This is a genomic window from Nitratireductor basaltis, from assembly GCF_000733725.1.
In the GTDB taxonomy this organism is placed as follows: domain Bacteria; phylum Pseudomonadota; class Alphaproteobacteria; order Rhizobiales; family Rhizobiaceae; genus Chelativorans; species Chelativorans basaltis.
The window spans coordinates 569,477-587,444 of sequence record NZ_JMQM01000001.1 but is presented as its reverse complement, the minus strand read 5'-3'; the positions used below and the strand labels follow the sequence as shown (position 1 = coordinate 587,444).

At 60.1% G+C, this 17,968-nt stretch carries 16 protein-coding genes and 1 pseudogene; 7 read left to right on the top strand and 10 right to left on the bottom strand.

The window, feature by feature from the left end:
- Window positions 1-143: 143 nt before the first annotated feature.
- Window positions 144-578 (bottom strand): annotated as a pseudogene (locus EL18_RS18350) (transglycosylase SLT domain-containing protein); the annotation flags it as partial.
- A 478-nt stretch (window positions 579-1,056) separates the two neighbouring features.
- Here EL18_RS18350 and EL18_RS02820 point away from each other — a divergent pair.
- Both EL18_RS02820 and EL18_RS02815 read left to right on the top strand, forming a co-directional pair.
- On the top strand, window positions 1,057-1,278 hold the full coding sequence (locus EL18_RS02820; RefSeq protein ID WP_036479582.1) for a hypothetical protein: 222 nt from the start codon (window positions 1,057-1,059) through the stop codon (window positions 1,276-1,278).
- Window positions 1,279-1,466: 188 nt separating this feature from the next.
- On the top strand, window positions 1,467-2,024 hold the full coding sequence (locus EL18_RS02815; RefSeq protein WP_036479580.1) for a hypothetical protein: 558 nt from the start codon (window positions 1,467-1,469) through the stop codon (window positions 2,022-2,024).
- Window positions 2,025-2,078: 54 nt separating this feature from the next.
- On the opposite strand, the gene EL18_RS02810 is transcribed toward EL18_RS02815, so the two are convergent.
- From EL18_RS02810 to EL18_RS02800, 3 genes are all read right to left on the bottom strand, one after another.
- Window positions 2,079-2,678 carry a glutathione S-transferase family protein gene (locus EL18_RS02810; RefSeq protein ID WP_036479578.1) on the bottom strand — a complete coding sequence of 200 codons (600 nt, stop codon included), beginning with the start codon at window positions 2,676-2,678 and terminating at the stop codon, window positions 2,079-2,081.
- Window positions 2,679-2,770: 92 nt separating this feature from the next.
- Window positions 2,771-3,640 carry an EAL domain-containing protein gene (locus tag EL18_RS02805; protein WP_036479576.1) on the bottom strand — a complete coding sequence of 290 codons (870 nt, stop codon included), beginning with the start codon at window positions 3,638-3,640 and terminating at the stop codon, window positions 2,771-2,773.
- Window positions 3,641-4,600: an EAL domain-containing protein gene (locus EL18_RS02800; protein ID WP_036479574.1), complete on the bottom strand. Its 960-nt coding sequence runs from the start codon at window positions 4,598-4,600 to the stop codon at window positions 3,641-3,643. It abuts the gene before it with no gap.
- Window positions 4,601-4,775: 175 nt separating this feature from the next.
- Here EL18_RS02800 and EL18_RS02795 point away from each other — a divergent pair, with 175 nt between their 5' ends.
- From EL18_RS02795 to EL18_RS02785, 3 genes are all read left to right on the top strand, one after another.
- Complete coding sequence (locus EL18_RS02795) at window positions 4,776-5,978, top strand: pyridoxal phosphate-dependent aminotransferase (RefSeq protein ID WP_036479571.1); 1,203 nt, start codon at window positions 4,776-4,778, stop codon at window positions 5,976-5,978.
- Window positions 5,979-6,091: 113 nt separating this feature from the next.
- A complete protein-coding gene (locus tag EL18_RS02790) occupies window positions 6,092-7,618 on the top strand; it encodes a putative bifunctional diguanylate cyclase/phosphodiesterase (protein WP_036479568.1) in 1,527 nt (508 codons plus the stop codon).
- Between the two features lie 134 nt (window positions 7,619-7,752).
- The gene (locus EL18_RS02785) at window positions 7,753-9,789 is read left to right on the top strand and encodes an elongation factor G (RefSeq protein ID WP_036479566.1); all 2,037 of its coding nucleotides are present in this window, start codon (window positions 7,753-7,755) and stop codon (window positions 9,787-9,789) included.
- A gap of 345 nt (window positions 9,790-10,134) precedes the next feature.
- On the opposite strand, the gene EL18_RS02780 is transcribed toward EL18_RS02785, so the two are convergent.
- Complete coding sequence (locus tag EL18_RS02780; protein ID WP_036479561.1) at window positions 10,135-11,025, bottom strand: LysR family transcriptional regulator; 891 nt, start codon at window positions 11,023-11,025, stop codon at window positions 10,135-10,137.
- A gap of 45 nt (window positions 11,026-11,070) precedes the next feature.
- A complete protein-coding gene (trxB, locus tag EL18_RS02775) occupies window positions 11,071-12,045 on the bottom strand; it encodes a thioredoxin-disulfide reductase (protein WP_036483820.1) in 975 nt (324 codons plus the stop codon).
- Window positions 12,046-12,300: 255 nt separating this feature from the next.
- Between trxB and EL18_RS02770 the strand changes: the two genes are divergently transcribed.
- Entirely contained in the window at window positions 12,301-12,780 is a 480-nt protein-coding gene (locus EL18_RS02770) for an Lrp/AsnC family transcriptional regulator (protein WP_036479558.1), read from the top strand.
- On the opposite strand, the gene EL18_RS02765 is transcribed toward EL18_RS02770, so the two are convergent.
- The 4 genes from EL18_RS02765 to greA form a co-directional block, all read right to left on the bottom strand.
- Window positions 12,694-14,121, bottom strand: a complete 1,428-nt coding sequence (locus EL18_RS02765; RefSeq protein WP_051913702.1) for a glycosyltransferase — start codon at window positions 14,119-14,121, stop codon at window positions 12,694-12,696. The genes EL18_RS02770 and EL18_RS02765 overlap by 87 nt on opposite strands.
- A gap of 77 nt (window positions 14,122-14,198) precedes the next feature.
- Window positions 14,199-15,143 (bottom strand): glycosyltransferase, encoded by a 945-nt coding sequence (locus EL18_RS02760; protein ID WP_036479555.1) that lies wholly within the window; start codon window positions 15,141-15,143, stop codon window positions 14,199-14,201.
- Window positions 15,140-16,177 carry a glycosyltransferase family 4 protein gene (locus EL18_RS02755; RefSeq protein ID WP_036483814.1) on the bottom strand — a complete coding sequence of 346 codons (1,038 nt, stop codon included), beginning with the start codon at window positions 16,175-16,177 and terminating at the stop codon, window positions 15,140-15,142. The genes EL18_RS02760 and EL18_RS02755 overlap by 4 nt, the downstream gene beginning before the upstream one ends.
- Before the next feature lie 62 nt (window positions 16,178-16,239).
- The gene (gene greA, locus EL18_RS02750) at window positions 16,240-16,713 is read right to left on the bottom strand and encodes a transcription elongation factor GreA (protein ID WP_036479552.1); all 474 of its coding nucleotides are present in this window, start codon (window positions 16,711-16,713) and stop codon (window positions 16,240-16,242) included.
- A 347-nt stretch (window positions 16,714-17,060) separates the two neighbouring features.
- Here greA and EL18_RS02745 point away from each other — a divergent pair, with 347 nt between their 5' ends.
- Window positions 17,061-17,957, top strand: coding sequence for a DMT family transporter (locus EL18_RS02745; RefSeq protein WP_036479550.1), 897 nt, complete (start codon window positions 17,061-17,063; stop codon window positions 17,955-17,957).
- Window positions 17,958-17,968: the final 11 nt, after the last annotated feature.

The following is a 17,968-nucleotide window of genomic DNA, read 5'->3' as shown; positions in this document are numbered from 1 at the left end:
ATCCCTCAAGGGTGCGGATAGGCCAAGGACGCCGGTCCTGCGCTCAATCCGACAGTCGAAATCACTTTATCGCCGCAACCGCGCTTAATGAAGAAGAAGCAGGAACACTGCTGACAGCCTGCGTCGGCAGTATGAGGGCGCCATCATGGCCTGAGGCCGGTTTCCTTCAATAGCCCCTTGCGCTTGGCGTCGTAATAGTAGCCGCTGGCATAAAAGCGCACCGCCCGATCCTCGTTGCCATCGGCTGTCAGATAGGCTCCGCGCAGATATTTGACGGCATATTTCAGATTGGTCTCGGCATCCAGCAGGCCCGAGGCCGGCCCGCGATAACCCATGGTCTGCGCGGTGTCGTGACGGATCTGCATGAGGCCCCAATAGATGCGGTTGCGCGCGGCGGGATTGAAATTGCTCTCCCGCTTGACGACACGACGAACCAGGCGCTCCGGCACTTCGTAATGGGCGGCATAACGTGCGATCAGCGCATCAAGCTCGGGACTGTTGGCACCGACCACCGGCGGCTTCTGCCCCGCTTCCAGCGCAGTCAACGCCGCTGGCCGCGCTGTGCCGGCGGCATAGGCATCAGGCCTGCCGTCACCGTCCACATCGGCGATATCGCGATCCTGCTCAGCCACGAGGCTGTTTTGCGTGATCTCGTTCGCTGACTTCGCTGCAGATGGGTCCATACCCTGCGTGCAACCCGCCAGCACGAACAATCCGCCGCCACATATCAATCCGATCGCCAGCCTTTGCATCATCCACCTGCAGCCACATCGATTTCTTGCACGCCTGTCTCGCACCGCAATGTGACGGAATTGGTGCTTGTCGCCCGATAATCTTTGAGGGTCTTCATGGCCCCTCTTCTCGTCTCGCAAGCCTCCCGCAAGGTCAACCTGAGATGGTCTTGCGCAGCAAGCGGAGCAACCGGATAATATGGTTAACACTGATTCGAACTGGTCGGAGAGCATTCATCATCTCCGGTCGGAAGTACCCGATACCGTTCCGCCGCGTTTCTGGCACAGCGATTTCAACGGGGTTACCCGAGCCGGGAGAACGCTCATGCGTGAGGACATTCTCAAGCGTCGCCTGACCGACCGTGCGCAGCTTATCGTGGCCGTGGAGACGCTTCTCAACCGCGGCATGAGCGAGGAGCGCATTCCGATCGAGCTCTCGCGCGCATTCTATGTGGACATGGATGAACTCAACGCCGTGCTCGACATGATGACGATCACGGCCAACACCCGCAGTGGTAGCAACGCGCATTCCATGCATGCCGGGTAATGGTCCGGTAACCACATGAACTGCGCAAGAAGCGTGTTTCGCTTCATTCGCGCGGGTTGCATAGAATTTTAACGGTTTGGCCAAGCAGAAGGTCAGAAATCGCAGCGATACATCCCCCTGTTCAGCGTCGGCATGGAGCGCCGAGGCTTCAGAGTGCCATGATGGCGCCTAACGATACGGGGGTATCAATGCTTGTAGGATCAATGAGCCCGGCCCTGGCCGGCGCTTTCAAGACCAAGGGCGGCGCCGGGCTGCTTGAGGAACTGGGCAACAAGGTTCAGAAAGAGACTGAAAAGGCGGAGCTGAAGGCAGCGAAGAAGGCTGATGCCGCTGCACGCAACAGCGCTCTCGAGGCCGCAACATCTGCCGCTGCTGACGCTGCCAAGGCAGTTGGCGCAGCAGAAGGGGACAAGACGCCGAAGTCCGGGAATCCGGTTGCACTCGAAGCTTCGAAGAAAACGGGCAGTGCCAGCGGAACCAACCCCCGCAAGCCTGTCGAGCAGGCGTCTGGAAGCAGCTACCTGCGCCCGGAAGTCGAAGAAGTTCAGATTGACGACGTTGCACAGGCACGCCAGGAAGCGCTCAAGGCGCAGGAAAAGCTCAAGATCGACGACATGATCTCCAGCCTGACCAGTGTCGACACCCGGAAGGCGGTAGCGCTGCTCCAGCCGGCTGCTGAAGGCGCCGGGACGTCTTATTCCGACGTGGTGAGCGCCTATGCTGAGAACGCGGAAGAAGCGGCTTGATCGTCCCCGATCGGGTCTGAAGACCAAAGCGGTCGGTCATGCCGGCCGCTTTTTTCATGTCATCGGAATATGACCTGCATCCTGTCTCACGCGCTTGAGCCAGTCCTGCACTGCAGGAAACAACTCCAGATCAAATTCGCCACGCTCTGCATCATGGGTATAGGCGTAAAGGGAAATGTCGGCCACGCTCATCTCGTCTCCGACGAGGAACGCCCCCTGCCTCAACCTTTGCTCCATCACCCCAAGTGCGTGATTGCCTCCCTCCAGCGTTTCCTGCAATCGCTGCGGCGTAGCCAGCACGTGGCGTTCTTCATAAACCTTCAGCGCCCGGCGCACGGCGATATTCGGTTCATGGCTGTATTGCTCGAAAAAAAGCCACTGGGCGACAAGTGCCCGCTGATAGCGGTCCTTCGGCATATAGCGGCTGCCTTCGGCCAGATAGAGCAGGATTGCATTGGACTCCGCCAGATACCGTCCGGCATCAAGCTCGAGCAGAGGCACTTTTCCGATCGGATTGCGCGCAAGAAAGTCCGGCTTGCGCGTGGAGCCGTCCCGCGAACTGACTGCAATCAACTCGCAGTCGATCCCGAGCTTCGCCATCAGAAGCCTTGGTTTGTAGGAGTTCCCGCTGTCGGGCATGTGATAGAGCTTCATGGGCCATCCCCTTTTGCGAGCGGAGATTAGCCATGAGCGCGGCACTTCGAAAATGAATATGTCTGCAGTGTGCCATCAACGATGCTGATGTTTCAGCTCGGGCTCTTCCGGTGCGAAAAGAGCGGCACGACATTCTCGTCTGGAGCGGTGAGCGTCTCGGCGCGAATGGGGTCCATCTCGAAATAGGTTCCCGCCAGCTTCGGAACGCCCAGCAGGTAGCCCTGCAGCAGATCCGCACCCGTTTCGAGGGCGGTGCGAAGCTGATCGATGGATTCGATCCCGCTGATCAGAAGCTTGCGGTTCTCACGGCGCAGCGCGTCGGCGAGCGCCGAAAGTAGCCGTGCAGCCGTCTCCAGTTCGCAGATGCGCCGATACCACGGCCCGTCCAGCTTCACGATCTCGGGCTGCAGGACATCGACCCGTGCCAGATTGGCGTCACCGGAACCGAAATCCTTCATGGCGATCCGCATGCCGTGACGGTGCATCTCGCCCGCCACCTCCGCAAGAAGGCCGGTATCGCAGTCCTCGCTGATCTCGCAGATCAGGAGTCTGGGATCCAGTTCGATCTCATAAAGCCGCTCCACCATGCTCTCGATGCGTCCAAGATCCCAGTCGGGACCCAGGTGAAAGCGCGGATCGTAGTGGAAATAGAGATCAAGCCCCTCCACCCCGATATTGCGATGATTGCGCAGGTGAAGCGCCCGGCACATGCTCTCGATGAAAAGCCGGTCTTCCACCGGCACGTCATTGAGAAATTCCACGGGCGCGATCGGTTGCCCTTCAAGAAAGGGGCGCACAAGGCCTTCGACACCACTCGGCACGAGGCCTTCCGGGCGGCTCGAATAGACCGGCTGGTACATGGTGCGCAGGTGATAGGGCCCATAAAGCCCTGTCTCTATACCCACCTCATCGACAAGTATGGCATCACCGACATTCGCCGGTCTGGAAAAATTGTGGTCCATTCAGCCGGTCCTTTTTCCAAAGACACGGGCCGGGCGCAGCGGGCGTGCTTCGGTGCGCCTGTTCGGCGCTACCGGTATTTCAGGCGTCACGTCCGGACCTGCTCCGGTTCTTGCGGCAGGTGGAGGCGCAGGCTGATCCGCCATGTCGGCAGTAGAGCGGGTGGCAGTGCTGAAGACTCCGAAACTTGTCGGCGCAAGTTCGGGTTTGGCCAGAACGAAGCCCTGCACCATGGAGACACCGGCCTTTTCGGCAAGATCCAGCTGCCAGTGCTGTTCAATGCCCTCGAAGATGGTGAGCGTGCCCAGGGCGGTGAACTGCCGCACCATCTCGTTGAGAAGTTTGACGCCCGGATCGCTCTCCATCAGCCGATTGACCCAGGCACTGTCGAATTTCACGACATCCGGACGCAGCGCCTGAATACGCCGCATGTCGGAATCTTCCGCCCCGTAATCGTCCACGGCAACGCGGTAGCCCCCATTGCGCAGCGCCTTCACGAAATCGAGCAGCGAGCTTTCCGTCAGCGTTTTCTGTTCGGTTATCTCGCAGACGATGCGTTCGGGCGCGAGCACGTTTCCGGCTTCACCAAGCGCTTCGCGCATGGTGGTCAGCGCCTTGTGGATGGAAAGCGCACCGTCGAAGTGACGCGGATCGAAATTCACGAAAATGAAGGCAGAGCGGTCGATGCAGGCAGCCGCGTTCAACAGGTGCAGGCTGCGCGCGACACTTTCCACGACCCCCTGCTCGTCCTTCGGGATTGCCGAGAAGAATGCACCCGGACTGACCGGCTTGCCTTCGCGGAAGGGGCGTATGAGACCCTCATATGCGGCAGCCCTGAGCTTGCCTTCGGAAAACGCAAAAATGGGCTGAAAGGCGCTCTTCAGAACATGCACGCCCCAATTGGCCGAATAGGAACCATCGGCCTGCCGGGCGATATGAGCCATCTCTTCAGAACGCGACACCAGTTTACGCCTTTACTCGAACAGGCCCCGAAACTGGCAGTGAAGAATTTATCCCGCGTTAATGACTGGCCCTTTCACAAGTTTTGTTCGCACCCTTGCGATTTCACGCTGATGCGACAATAAAGACGCGTCTATGGGAGCCATAGATCAGCCCTACACAAGGAGTTCTCGTGCCATGGCGTTTCTTGCCGATGCCCTTTCCCGTGTGAAGCCTTCCGCAACCATCGCGGTGTCGCAAAAAGCACGCGAGCTGAAAGCGCAGGGTCGTGATGTGATTGGCCTTGGTGCAGGTGAGCCGGATTTCGACACACCTGACAACATCAAGCAGGCGGCCATCGAAGCGATCAATCGCGGAGAGACGAAATACACGCCCGTTTCCGGCATCCAGCCGCTGCGCGAGGCCATTGCCGCAAAGTTCAAGCGCGAGAACAATCTCGATTACGACTGGAAGCAGACCATCGTCGGCACCGGTGGCAAGCAGATCCTTTTCAATGCCTTCATGGCGACCCTGAACGAAGGTGACGAAGTCGTCATCCCGACACCCTACTGGGTCAGCTATCCGGAAATGGTGGCCATCTGCAACGGCAAGTCGGTTTTCGTGGAGACCTCGATCGAGAACGGCTTCAAGCTGACGGCCGAAGCACTTGAAAAGGCGATTACGCCCAAGACGAAGTGGGTTCTCATGAACTCGCCCTCCAATCCGTCGGGCGCGGCCTACACGAAAGATGAGCTGACGGCCATTGCCGATGTCGTGCTGAAGCACCCCGATGTGTGGGTCCTCACCGACGACATGTATGAGCATCTCACCTATGGCGACTTCAAGTTCCACACAATTGCCGAGGTGGAGCCGAAGCTGATCGACCGCACGCTGACAATGAATGGCGTCTCCAAGGCCTATGCCATGACCGGCTGGCGTATCGGCTATGCGGGCGGCCCCATCGAGCTTATCAAGGCCATGGACATGATCCAGGGTCAGCAGACCTCGGGTGCCAGCTCCATCGCCCAGTGGGCCGCCGTGGAAGCCTTGAATGGCCCGCAGGACTTCATCCAGAAGAACAAGGAGATCTTCCAGGGCCGTCGCGATCTGGTCGTCTCCATGCTCAACCAGGCAACCGGCATCGAATGCCCGGTCCCCGAGGGCGCGTTCTACGTCTATCCTTCCTGCGCCGGCTGCATCGGCAAGACAGCACCGTCCGGCAAGAAGATCGAGAGCGACGAGGACTTCGTGACCGAGCTTCTCGAAGCCGAAGGTGTTGCCGTCGTTCACGGATCGGCCTTCGGCCTCGGCCCGAATTTCCGTATCTCCTATGCGACGTCGGAAAAGGCTCTCGAGGAAGCCTGCAGCCGCATACAGCGCTTTACGGCCAGCCTCCGCTAGCAATCTCGGCTGCACTGCACGCAAATTCTGCGTGCAGTGCAGCAAATCTTCACGTCATCTTAAATCTTGAGCGCGATGAAGCCTTAACGGGGTAATGGGGCTCAAGATCAGCGATGAATCTGCTTACGGCAGTCAGCAAACACGGCAGTCCACTCTATATCGGCACGCAGACACTGCTTGCCAGTGCGAGCGCCTCCGCAGCGGTATCTGCCCTGCTGCAATATCAGCAAATTCCCGCAGCTATTCCTGCAGCCGCCGCAGCTCTGGGCACTGCCGCCGCCGCATGTACGCTGGCCAGCCTGCGCCACAGCGTCGTCAACCGCCTGAGCGAAGCTGCCCGCCTTGAGGCCGAGCGGCGCGAGCTCGTCGAAACCGACCTCATGACCGGCGCGAAGGTCCGCCGCACCTTTCTTGAAGAGCTGGCGGAAAGCACCGGCTCGCTGCGCCGCAAGCGCTGCGCGACGGTGCTCATTGTCGATCTGGATCATTTCAAGCAGCTCAATGACGGTTTCGGCCATCGCTTTGGCGATCAGGCACTGGCCCATCTGGTGACCTGCATACGTGAATGCTTCGCCGATGGTACGGTTGGCAGGCTTGGCGGAGATGAGTTTGGCATCATCCTGCCCGGCAACGACCTGAAGCGCGCCCGCAAGAAGGCCGAACGCCTGATCGACATGCTCAACCGCGGCATGGATTTCGAAGGTTCGCGTGTCTCGCTTTCCGCGTCCGTGGGCATCGCCGCCTCGCCCCAACATGCCACCTCGCCGACAGAACTCATGCAGCTGGCAGACCTTGCGCTATATGAGAGCAAGGCCCGCGGACGTGGCCGGGCCACCCTCTTCGACGAGGACATGCTGTCGGAAAAACGCCAGCGGCGTTTCGTCGAGCGTGAATTGCGCGCAGCGCTTTATCTCAACGAGCTGGAACTGCACTACCAGCCTATCAAGAATGGCAGCCGCGAGACCTACGCGGTTGAAGGCCTCATTCGCTGGCGTCATCCAGTCCGCGGAATGGTCTCGCCTGCCGAGTTCATTCCCGTTGCGGAGCGCTCCAATCTCATCGACCAGCTGGGTGAATGGGTTTTCCGGCGCGCCTGCGCGGACCTGCCCATGCTGGGTGACTGCCGCATCAGCATCAATGTGTCGGGCGAGCAGCTCAAGCGCGACGAGATCGTCACCATGATGAAGCGTGTGGTTGATGAGACCGGCGTTGATCCCCAGAGTTTCGTGCTCGAGATCACCGAGACCGTTGCAACGGCTGCAGGCCCGGAAACCGTGGCCCGCATCACAGCCCTTCGAGACATGGGCTTCAAGATCGCACTTGATGATTTCGGCACCGGTCATTGCGGCTTCAACTATATCAAGACGCTGCCCATCGACTGCATCAAGATCGACCGCAGCTATATCCAGCATCTCAAGGATGATGAGATCGCGCAGGTTTTCGTATCGGCGCTGACGCAGATTGCCCGGATTCAAGGTCTGAGCATCATCGCGGAAGGCATTGAAACCGAGACGGAATTCGAACTCGCAAAAGCTGCCGGCTGCTCAAGCTTCCAGGGCTATCTCCTCGGCAGGCCCGAACGGCGCCTCCTGTCCATGCCCCAGGACGTGCAGATGCGTCAGGTCGCTCTTTCAGCCTGAGCCGCCACCTCGCCACTTGCCGACCTGCCCGCTCCGTGGGACCATGTCCCGATCTGGAAGCGGCCATCCGCTGAAGGATGCGACGGTCGCCAGGCCGGCCGCCGCTCATGGCGAGACATGGGAGGAGGTTGAGCATGGGCCATCGTTTGAGAGAACGCCCTTCGGGGCCAAAATGCATTGCGCTGGTAGGACCATTTGCCAGCGGAAAATCCACCCTTTTCGATGCGCTCCTCGCGCGAAGTATTGCCGGTGAAACGGCACCCTCCACAGGCCAGTCCAGTCCGCCACCTTCAGCTGAAGCCATCGAACACGAGATGAGCGTGGAGTGCAGAACCGTCTCCACCAGTTTCCTGGGTGAGCATCTGACATTGGTCGATTGTCCCGGAAGCGTTGATTTCGCGCATCTTGCAGAACCTGCCCTGCGCTGTGCGGATGCGGCTGTCGTGGTTGTCGACGCCACGGATTTCAAGCTTCCCGCATTGCAGCTGATCTTGCATCGGCTCGACACGCTGGGCCTTCCCCGCATGCTCTTTCTGAACAAGATGGATCGCAGCGACCTTGGCGTCCGTGAGACGTTGAAAACCTTGCAGGAAGTCAGCAGCATCCCCTTGCTGCTGCGCCAGATACCGCTTCGCAAGAACGGCATCGTCATTGGCTCCATCGATCTGGCTCTGGAGCGCGCCTATGTCTACCGGGAACATGCACCGAGCGAAGTGGCACCCATCCCCGATGATGACCGTGCGCGCGAAGTCGAGGCGCGCTTCTCGATGCTCGAAACGCTTGCCGATCACGACGACCAGCTCATGGAGCAATTGCTGGAAGAGATCGAGCCGCCACGTGACGCCATTTTCGATGACCTTGCGGCAGACCTGCGCGAGGGAAGCGTGACGCCGGTACTCATCGGGGCGGCTGCCAAGGGAAACGGCATATTGCGGCTATTGAAGGCCATTCGCCATGATGTGCCCGACATCGCCACCACGCGCGAACGTCTGGGCGCTGAAGATGAGCAAACGCCCCTGCTGCAGGTGTTCCAGACGATCCACTCCAGCCATGGCGGCAAGGTTACGCTTGCGCGATGCTTGTCAGGCAAGGTAGCCGACGGGTTGGAGCTTGATGGCGCCGGCAGGATTTCCGGCCTTTACAGAATGGAAGCGAGCGGTCAGCAGAAAATCGCCTCAGCGGAAGCTGGCGAGACCGTGCTCCTTGGCAAGGTGGAGAATGCGGAGACCGGCGATACGCTGACGCCTTCCGCCCGCATGCCCGCAGATACCGAAGACATGCATCTGTGCCCCAACCCGGTTCACAAGCAGGTGGTGCGTCCCGTCGATCGCAAGGACGAGGCCAAGCTTTCCCTGGCGCTGCAAAAGCTGGTGCAGGAAGATCCTGGCCTCTACATGGAACAGCTGCAGGAAAGCAGCGAAACGATCCTGTCCGGCCAGGGCGACATCCATCTGAAGGTCGCGGCAGAACGTCTCTCACGGCGCTTCCAGATAGAGGTGGAACTGGCCGAACCTTCCATCCCCTATCGCGAGAGCATTCGCGGATCGACCACACAACGTGCACGCCACAAGAAGCAATCCGGCGGACACGGCCAGTTCGCAGACATCGTCGTCGATATTGCTCCCCTTCCCCGCGGTTCGGGTTTCTCGTTCAACGACACGATCAGCGGTGGTGTGGTGCCCAAGCAATATATCCCCTCCGTGGAAACGGGCGTGCGCGACGCGCTGAAGGAAGGACCGCTCGGCTTTCCCGTCGTTGATGTAAGCGTCACCTTGAAAGACGGCTCCTATCATTCCGTCGATTCCTCCGACATGGCGTTCCAGGTCGCCGGGCGCGCGGCAATGAAGGAAGGACTGCCGGCATGCAAGCCGGTCCTTCTGGAACCCGTTCAACGCATAAGCGTGTTCACCCCGAACGAGCATACGGCCCGCGTCACCGCCATAATCTCCCAAAGGCGCGGCCAGATCCTGGGCTTCAACCCGCGTGACGGCTGGGATGGTTGGGACGAGGTCGAGGCTTTGATGCCCGAAGCGGAGATGCGTGGCCTGATCGTCGAGCTGCGTTCTGCAACTGCTGGTGTGGCAAGCTACACCGCGCGCTTCGATCACCTGGCGGAATTGACGGGAAAACAGGCTGAGGCCGCGCAGGCCAAGTCCGGAAAGGCAGCTTGACAGGACAAGGTGCAAGCGCTCTGAATTGCGGACAAAAAAAAGCCGGATCTCGCGGACCCGGCTAAGAGTTGTTGGAAGTGCCGTTAGGCTAAACCTCCAGAGGGGAACACTCACCGGGTGCAAATGGGAGGAGAACGCGCCCGGGAGTGGTTACGATATGGGCGCTCGCTGCCTAAATAACAACCACGGTCTTTTGCATTTCAGCCATGCAATTTTGCATGACACTAACCAATCCTTACCAAACCCGCCGATTTGCTGCATTGCAGCAATAAATCTGCGCGAAAAGGGCACTATCTGGCCCGGTGCGATGAAGGACAGATTTCACGCAACCTGTGTAAATATTGGTCAGAATGACCAGCCACGCGCCTTCGAGATAAGGAAATCGCGGAATACCTGCAGCTTCGCCTGATTCTTCATCGTGTCGGGATAGCAGAAATAGGTGTCGAAGCTTGGCACTGCGGTCTCGGGCAGAAGCTGCACCAGATTGCTGTCCTTGGCGATCACATAATCGGGCAGCATGGCGATCCCGGCGCCACGCTGCACCGCCAGCTTTATGGACAGGATGTTGTTGATCTGAAGGGCAGCTGCTCTCTTTGAGCCTTCGGGCCGGCCGGCCGTCTCCAGCCAGTTCATGTCGCTCAGATGCGCAGGCACTGCCTCGCCAAATGTCACGATACGGTGGCGGTCCAGATCGTCGATAGATGAAGGCTTGCCGAACCGGTTCACATAGTCGGGCGAGGCAAACAGGTGGAAATGCACCGTGAAAAGCTTGCGCTGGATCAGGTCGGGCTGTTGCGGCTGGCGCATGCGGATGGCGCAATCTGCCTGCCGCATGGTCAGATCCAGTTCCTCATTGTCGAGGATCAGCTGCAGCTGAATATCAGGATAAAGCTCGCCGAATTCTGGGATACGCTCGGTCAACCAGCCCGTGCCGAGGCCCACCGTGGTCGAGACCTTCAAAAGCCCGGACGGTCGGTCCTTCGTCTCCGAAAGCCGCACCTTCACGCTTTCAAGCTTCATCAGCACTTCATGCGCTGCGCGATAGAGGATGTCCCCCTGCTCGGTCAGCACCAGTCCGCGCGCGTGACGGTGGAACAGCGGCACGCCTACTTCCTGCTCCAGCGCACTCACCTGGCGCGAGATGGCCGACTGCGACAGATGCAAGGCTTCTGCCGCATGAGTGAAGGACCCTGCAGCAGCCGCTGCATGGAACACACGCAATTTATCCCAGTCCAAGGCCTTGTTCCCCTCTTATATGGCCGTGGCGCTCAGCCTTATGGTTTATTCCGCCGCTTCCGAAATCGCCTCCATTTCGGCCAGATATTTTTCAGCTTCCAGTGCTGCCATGCAGCCAAGCCCGGCTGCCGTCACCGCCTGCCGGTAGATGTCGTCCGTGACGTCACCTGCCGCGAAGACACCTGGCACGTCGGTCTTGGTGGAATTGGCCTCGGTCCACAGATAGCCATTCGGCTTCTGCTTCAGCTTGCCCACGAAAAGCTCCACCGCCGGCGCGTGCCCGATGGCCACGAACACGCCGTCGGTCTTGAGTTCGCTGACCGTACCCGACTTGATGTTCTGCAACTTCACGCCGGTGACGGATCCCGGAAGCGGAGGCTTCGGCGGCTCGCCGGTAATCTCGTCCACCACCGTATCCCAGAGAACCTCGACATTCTCCTTCTGCAGCAGGCGCTCTTGAAGGATGCGTTCCGCGCGGAACTCGTCGCGACGATGCACGACTGTAACCTTCGAGGCCAGATTGGCCAGATAGAGCGCCTCCTCGATGGCCGTGTTGCCACCGCCGACGACCACCACTTCCTTGCCGCGATAGAAGAACCCGTCGCAGGTCGCACAGGCGGAAACGCCAAAGCCCATGAAGGTCTGCTCCGAGGGGAGCCCGAGCCACTTGGCCTTGGCGCCCGTCGCGATGATCAATGCATCACAAGTGTAAACCGTGCCGGAGTCGCCGGTAAGCCTGAATGGCCGCCGCGACACGTCCACATCCACGATCAGGTCGTGAACCAGTTCCGTGCCGACATTCTCCGCCTGCTGGCGCATCTGGTCCATCAGCCACGGCCCCTGAACGGGTTCGGCAAAACCCGGATAATTTTCGACTTCCGTGGTGATCATGAGCTGGCCACCCTGTTCCATGCCCGCAACGAGCATCGGCTTCAGCATGGCACGCGCCGCATAAATGGCTGCCGTATATCCGGCAGGCCCCGATCCGATGATGAGAACGGGTGCGTGTCGGCTGGTCATGATCGTCATTCCTTGTTGTCGCGGCAACGCGCCGCCCGTGTTCGAACCGATCTAATTATTCCACACCCCCGGATGCAAGGCGAAGAACCGTTTTCCAACAGTTTCAGCCTTTGTGGAACAGCTGCACTGCCTCTAACCGGATCGCCCAGCCCACCGCTTTGGCGCGCAACAAGCTTGGCCTCAACCCCCAAATGAAGTAGTTTTATTTCACAAACGCGACAGATTCGTGCGCAACGATCCTTTGGGAGCTGTGGAATGCCGGTTAGAGCGGAACTTGATGCAATCGACTGGAAGATTCTGCGCGAACTTCAAAAGGACGGACGCATCACCAACGTCGAACTCTCCCGCAGGGTCGGCATCTCCGCTCCGCCCTGCCTGCGGCGCGTGAAGCGTCTCGAAGAGTCGGGCATCATCAGGGGCTATCGCGCGCTTTTGAACAGCCCTGCCCTCGGCTTCGATGTCGTGGCTTTTTGCCTTATCGGGCTCCATCACCAGTCGGAAACGGAACTGAAGGCCTTTGCCGATCGCTCGCGTCACTGGCCGATCGTGCGACGTGCATGGATGGTGTCGGGCGATTCCGACTTCATGCTCCACTGCGTGGCACCGGACCTCTCCACCTTTCAGACATTCGTCATTGAGGAGCTGACGTCAGCCCCCAATGTCGACACGGTTCGCACTGCCTTGACCATTCGCCAGGTCAAGGATGAGGGGCTGGTGAATATCGACGGCCCGTGAGGCAGCGTCTTCGCCTGCGGCGATTGCCTCCATATGCGCAAAGACCTCATTCGCGAACGCGTTGGAGCCACCGCGCCTGTACTGCCCCGCCCTGCTCCGTAACTCGTCAAGTTTGTCCTCGCAAAGTATCCCGCCGATCGCCCGCACCCAGTCATCGTGGGAACACACATCGAGCGCTGGCATGAGGTCCTGCGCCGCCTCATTCAGGGCCGGAACATTGGAATGAAGAACCGGCAATCCGTTTGCCAGACATTCCGCCACGCCCAGCCCCCAGCCTTCGGCACTTGATGGAAAGAGACCGAACCGAGCATTGCGGTAAGCCCAGCGCAATTCAGGATCACCCAGATCGGTCAGCAGATGAACCTTGGCCGCCAATGCCGGGGCTGCGACCAGCATTCGCTGCACCTGGGCAAATGTGTTGGATGGCCGTCCCACCAGCGCCAGGTGCGGAACACTGTCGCCATGTGTTTCAATGAGCCTCTGCCAGACCTCGAGGAGAAACGGGTGGTTCTTCCGCTTCTCGAATGTCGAGCAGTAGAGCGCAAAAGGCCGGTCCTCAAGCGCGACGACTGGCGCGTCGGCACCATCGATATCGAGCAACGCCGCTCCTAGCCGGGCGACAGGCACTTCCCTGCGATATGGGGTTCTCAACGCCGCGTCATTCCACTGCAGCAAGGCATCACGCGTGGCGTGGGAGATGGCGATAATGCGCTCTTCCCGCAGCATCACGCGCTCGAACAGGCCCCGCATGCTGCGCACCACATGCGGCGCTGCAAGTTCCGGATCAGTGACGGGAATGACATCATGTATGAGGAAGACCGGCTTCAGATCACAGGCCCGCAACGCTTTGTCCAGCCCCCGTTTGCGGTTGGTGTGATGGCACAGCAGAACGAGGCGACTTATGTCATGGGCACTAGGCTTTCGCACCAGCACGGCAAAACCTGCCCCCACTCGCCGCGCAGCAAGAGCAATCCACTGTGCAAACCGAATGACTGTTTTGAAGAGCGAATAGCAAGCACCGCTGCGCTTGCCCGTCAGCGAAGCTGCCAGCCGTCTTGCACCCTCATTGGAGAAATATTTGAGCTGCAGATCCGCAAAGCGCCACTGCGCCTGCCGCAAATCGCCATACTCTTCCCAGCATCCATCGACAATGTAGCGCAGATAGTCGCGTTCGCGATCCGTGAGCGGAGCGAAATAACCGCTGCCCCGATCGAAGGCCACGAGGTTTGCGCGTTTGTCCTCAAGAGCAGCCTTGCAGAGTGCAAACTCCACGCGTTGAATTCCCGTTGGCGGCTGCGCGCCCCAGTTCAAGACGCCCGTGGCGTCGACAAGCAACGGCATCAGTCCCTCTCTTCCGTCGCCCCCGCAACGCAAGCGCTATGGGACGATTCGGGACTGATTGCGGCTTCAGTGATGCGTTATGGTGTCTCACCAGCGAGCAGATCGGCAACGCGCGCATGGAAGCTCTGGCCAAGCTGGAGAAATGTCCGGCGCGCTTCCTGACCTTTGGCTGCAAGGACTTCCTCATCTGCCAGGAGCGCCGCTTCGATACTCGCTTCCAGCGCGCTCCGGCTGACGAAAAAATTGACGCCCAGGTGACGCGGCTCGCTGCGCTCCGTCTCCACCAGCATGGCGTTCTTCCCGGATGCGTGCTCGTTCATCGGCGGGGCATTGGTGACGATCGGCACTGACGCGCAGCTCATCGCCTCGAATATGTAATGCCCCCACCCTTCCGACCGTGACGGGCATAGATGGATGCCGCATTCATTCTGCAATATGCGCAGCTCTTCATCGGTGAGATATCCCGAATGAAGCGTTACATTTGCAGGCACATGCCGGGGCGCATTGTCCGCCTTCTGGACGAGAACCAGTTCGGGCCATTCCGGATGCCGTTCCCAGAGCGCAAGCACGTCCTCGCTGCCCTTCAAGGTGCTGCCGCCTGCCAGGTGGAAAAAGCGCCGCCAGTTCTTTTCGCACCGTGGAAGATGGCGATCGGGTGAAGCAAAGCCGCAATATTCCGCCTTCGCTCCCAGACCGGAAAACACCTCCCGCGCATGCTCGGTTTTTGCCCAGACGAGATCTATCCGCCCAAGCCGCTTTACGTGACGACGTGGAAAGCGCTCCTGGTTCGGCACCAGAATGTTGTACGACCCGGCACCTGCCCATGCGGGAAAGACCCGCTCCATGTGAAATACCAGATCCGCCTGCTTTCGACGCAATACACGATCAATCAGCCGCCGGTCACGCGGGCGCTTTGCCACCACGCTCAGACCTGCCGCTTCAAGCGCCGCGGCGAGCAGCGTCGTGTCCTGTGTCAGGCCATAGGCATTGTCGCGCGCAACGATGATGGCGGTGCGGGTCATCCCTGCCAAAGCTCCTCGTAAACCTCTCGCAGCCCTTGCGCCTCCCGCTCCAGGGCGAAATGCGCGCGCACATGCTCCAGCCCCGCTTGTCCGTGCGCTTCAGCCTTGGCGGGATCGGCGAGGTAAGCTTCAATTGCGCGCGTCAGCGCTTCTCCATCGCCAGCCGGCGTGATGCTGCCGGTCTTCCCTTCGCCAACCAGTTCCGCATAGGCACCCGCATCGCTTGCAACGACCGCGGTTTGCGATGCCATCGCCTCAAGGGGCGTCAGGCCGAAACCTTCATTGCGTGATGGCGCCACGCAAAGCGTGATACGCCGATACCAGGGTCGTGCGTCGGGAACCTCCCCGAGAAACACGATACGCTGCTCAAGCCCGGCACGTTTCACCCGTTCCTTCAATTCATCTGCAAAAGCGCGATTGTCGGCCGTCACTCGCCCCAGCACGACCGCACACCATTCCGGATGGCGCGGCAACAGCTCGATCATGGCATCGATGAAGAGATCAGTGCCCTTCTGGTGCCGGATGCGTCCGAAGCAGCCGATGCCATAGGTTCCTGGCAGACCGGAAGAAGTCCATTCATCATCGGCCCCGCGCGGGGGATGAAAACGGTCGAGATCGACCCCGTGGCGCACCACCCTGTGCGGCACCTTCAGGAAAGCGCCGGAACGACTGCTTGTTGCCACGACCGAATCCATACGGCGGATCAGCCACCGCGTGAACGGCTTGTGATCGCGCTGTGCGGCCGAAGTGAACACGAGGCGCATCGGTGCGCGGAACAGATGGCGCAACACCAGCCCGCCAATCATTTCCGTATTGCGCCGCGCATGCCAGATGCGAAATCGCTTGCCACGCGGACGACGCAGCAGGGCCGGCACCTGCCACCAGCGCATCTTGGGCAGGTCATCGGGCAGGCCCGGTCCCAGCGCGGCGATACCAAGATCGCGCGCCTGGAACGGCACAAGCTGAATGATGGTGCTGGTTACGCCTGAAAGGCGCTTCTTGAAGTTGGGAGCGACCACAACGACATCGCGCATGTCCACGCGCGCTGCCGCGGCCCTGCCATCCGGCAAATCGGGCATGGCCGCAACCCCGCCAATCAGCCGAAGCGGATTTCGACGATCTCGTAGCCGCGCGCGCCGCCGGGTGCATTCACCTCGACTGAATCGCCTACAGACTTGCTGATCAGCGCGCGTGCGATGGGAGACGAGATGGAGATCTTGCCTGACTTCACATCGGCTTCCTGATCGCCAACGATCTGATAGGTCTTCTCTTCCTCGGTATCCTCGTCCACCAGGACAACCGTCGCGCCGAACTTCACCGTGTCGCCGGAAAGCTTCTTGACGTCGATGACTTCCGCGCGCGCAAGGTAATCCTCAAGCTCGCTCACGCGGCCTTCGTTCAGGCTCTGCGCTTCCTTGGCTGCATGATATTCGGCATTTTCCGAAAGGTCGCCATGGGCGCGCGCCTCGGCAATCGCTTCGATGATGCGCGGGCGCTCTTCCTGCTGGCGCCAGCGCAGCTCTTCCTTGAGCGCATCGAAACCGGACAAAGTCATCGGGACCTTGTTCATCCTACACCACCTTTCCATGCCGTAAGTACGGCGGTCTTCGCCCCCTCGGACAAAGCACCTTCCGCCTTCAGCAAGACAAAAAGAAAACGGTCCGAAAGCCCAATTGCTTGCGGAACCGCCAGTCACGAACCGGACGAATATAAGCAAGGCAAAAGGAATTTTCACTAAATTTTTTGGCAAGCCGGGAGAGTCATCGGAAGCGGGCGGGAATACCGCTTGCGACTGCGCTGGTCCAACGGCACTGGTCCTGGCCCAAGAACCCGCATGCGCTGGCGCAGATTCAGCCCTTGCCATGTCGCTTTGCCTTCGCCATTGCAAAGCCCGAATGCAATGACAGGTGAACATCCATGACCCGCTTCCAGGCAAACATGCTGCTGCTGACATCCGGCGCGATGTGGGGCATGGGCTTTGTCGCCCAGTCGACGGCCATGGAGGCCATCGGACCATTCCTTTTCATTGGCCTGCGTTTTGCGATCGCCACCCTGTCCATGCTGCCCTTTGCGCTGCGCGAAGGCAGACAGGCGGAACACAAGCTCGTATCCGCCGACTGGCGCAACTTCGCTCTGATCGGCGTCCTGCTCTTTGGCGGGATGGCGTCCCAGCAGGTGGGCCTGCTGACCACGAGCGTCACCAATTCCGGCTTTCTCACCGGCCTTTACGTGGTGATGGTGCCCTTTTTCGGCGTCATCCTGTTCCGGCAGTTTCCCCACCCCGTGGTCTGGCCGTCGGCCATGCTGGCACTCGTCGGCATCTGGCTGCTTTCGGGCGGCGGCGCGATATCGCTTGCCATCGGTGACTGGCTGACCATCCTGTGCGCGGCATTCTGGGCCTGCCAGGTGCTTCTCATTGCGCGCTCGGCAAGCCATACGGGCCGTCCGGTTACCCTTGCCGTGTCACAATTCGCAGTCACCGCCGTCATTGCACTCGCAGTCGCGCTGTTCATCGAACCCATCGAGTGGAACGCCATCCTCGCTGCAGCTCCCGAGATCCTTTATGCAGGCATCTTTTCCGGGGGTATCGCCTTCACGCTCCAGGTCGTCGGCCAGCGCTACACGACCGGACCGCAGGCCGCGATCTTCCTTTCGACCGAAGCCGTCTTCGCAGCCGCATTCGCCGCGATATTCCTCGCCGAGCGCATCCCTGCCGCCGGCCTCGTTGGCTGTGCCCTCATCTTCGCGGCCATACTCATCGTCGAGATCGTCCCGCCTCTCCTGAGAGGCCGCCGCCCTGCACCGGCGGAGTAAATCGCGACGCT

Bases quoted from the DNA above. Each gene is read 5' to 3' on its own strand.
- EL18_RS02745 (WP_036479550.1), top strand. From the start codon at position 17,061: ATGACCCGCTTCCAGGCAAACATGCTGCTGCTGACATCCGGCGCGATG.
- EL18_RS02770 (WP_036479558.1), top strand. From the start codon at position 12,301: ATGCCGGTTAGAGCGGAACTTGATGCAATCGACTGGAAGATTCTGCGC.
- EL18_RS02815 (WP_036479580.1), top strand. From the start codon at position 1,467: ATGCTTGTAGGATCAATGAGCCCGGCCCTGGCCGGCGCTTTCAAGACC.
- EL18_RS02795 (WP_036479571.1), top strand. From the start codon at position 4,776: ATGGCGTTTCTTGCCGATGCCCTTTCCCGTGTGAAGCCTTCCGCAACC.
- EL18_RS02785 (WP_036479566.1), top strand. From the start codon at position 7,753: ATGGGCCATCGTTTGAGAGAACGCCCTTCGGGGCCAAAATGCATTGCG.
- EL18_RS02790 (WP_036479568.1), top strand. From the start codon at position 6,092: ATGAATCTGCTTACGGCAGTCAGCAAACACGGCAGTCCACTCTATATC.
- EL18_RS02810 (WP_036479578.1), bottom strand. From the start codon at position 2,678: ATGAAGCTCTATCACATGCCCGACAGCGGGAACTCCTACAAACCAAGG.
- EL18_RS02820 (WP_036479582.1), top strand. From the start codon at position 1,057: ATGCGTGAGGACATTCTCAAGCGTCGCCTGACCGACCGTGCGCAGCTT.
- EL18_RS02760 (WP_036479555.1), bottom strand. From the start codon at position 15,143: ATGACCCGCACCGCCATCATCGTTGCGCGCGACAATGCCTATGGCCTG.
- greA (WP_036479552.1), bottom strand. From the start codon at position 16,713: ATGAACAAGGTCCCGATGACTTTGTCCGGTTTCGATGCGCTCAAGGAA.
- EL18_RS02765 (WP_051913702.1), bottom strand. From the start codon at position 14,121: ATGCCGTTGCTTGTCGACGCCACGGGCGTCTTGAACTGGGGCGCGCAG.
- trxB (WP_036483820.1), bottom strand. From the start codon at position 12,045: ATGACCAGCCGACACGCACCCGTTCTCATCATCGGATCGGGGCCTGCC.
- EL18_RS02755 (WP_036483814.1), bottom strand. From the start codon at position 16,177: ATGCGCGATGTCGTTGTGGTCGCTCCCAACTTCAAGAAGCGCCTTTCA.
- EL18_RS02805 (WP_036479576.1), bottom strand. From the start codon at position 3,640: ATGGACCACAATTTTTCCAGACCGGCGAATGTCGGTGATGCCATACTT.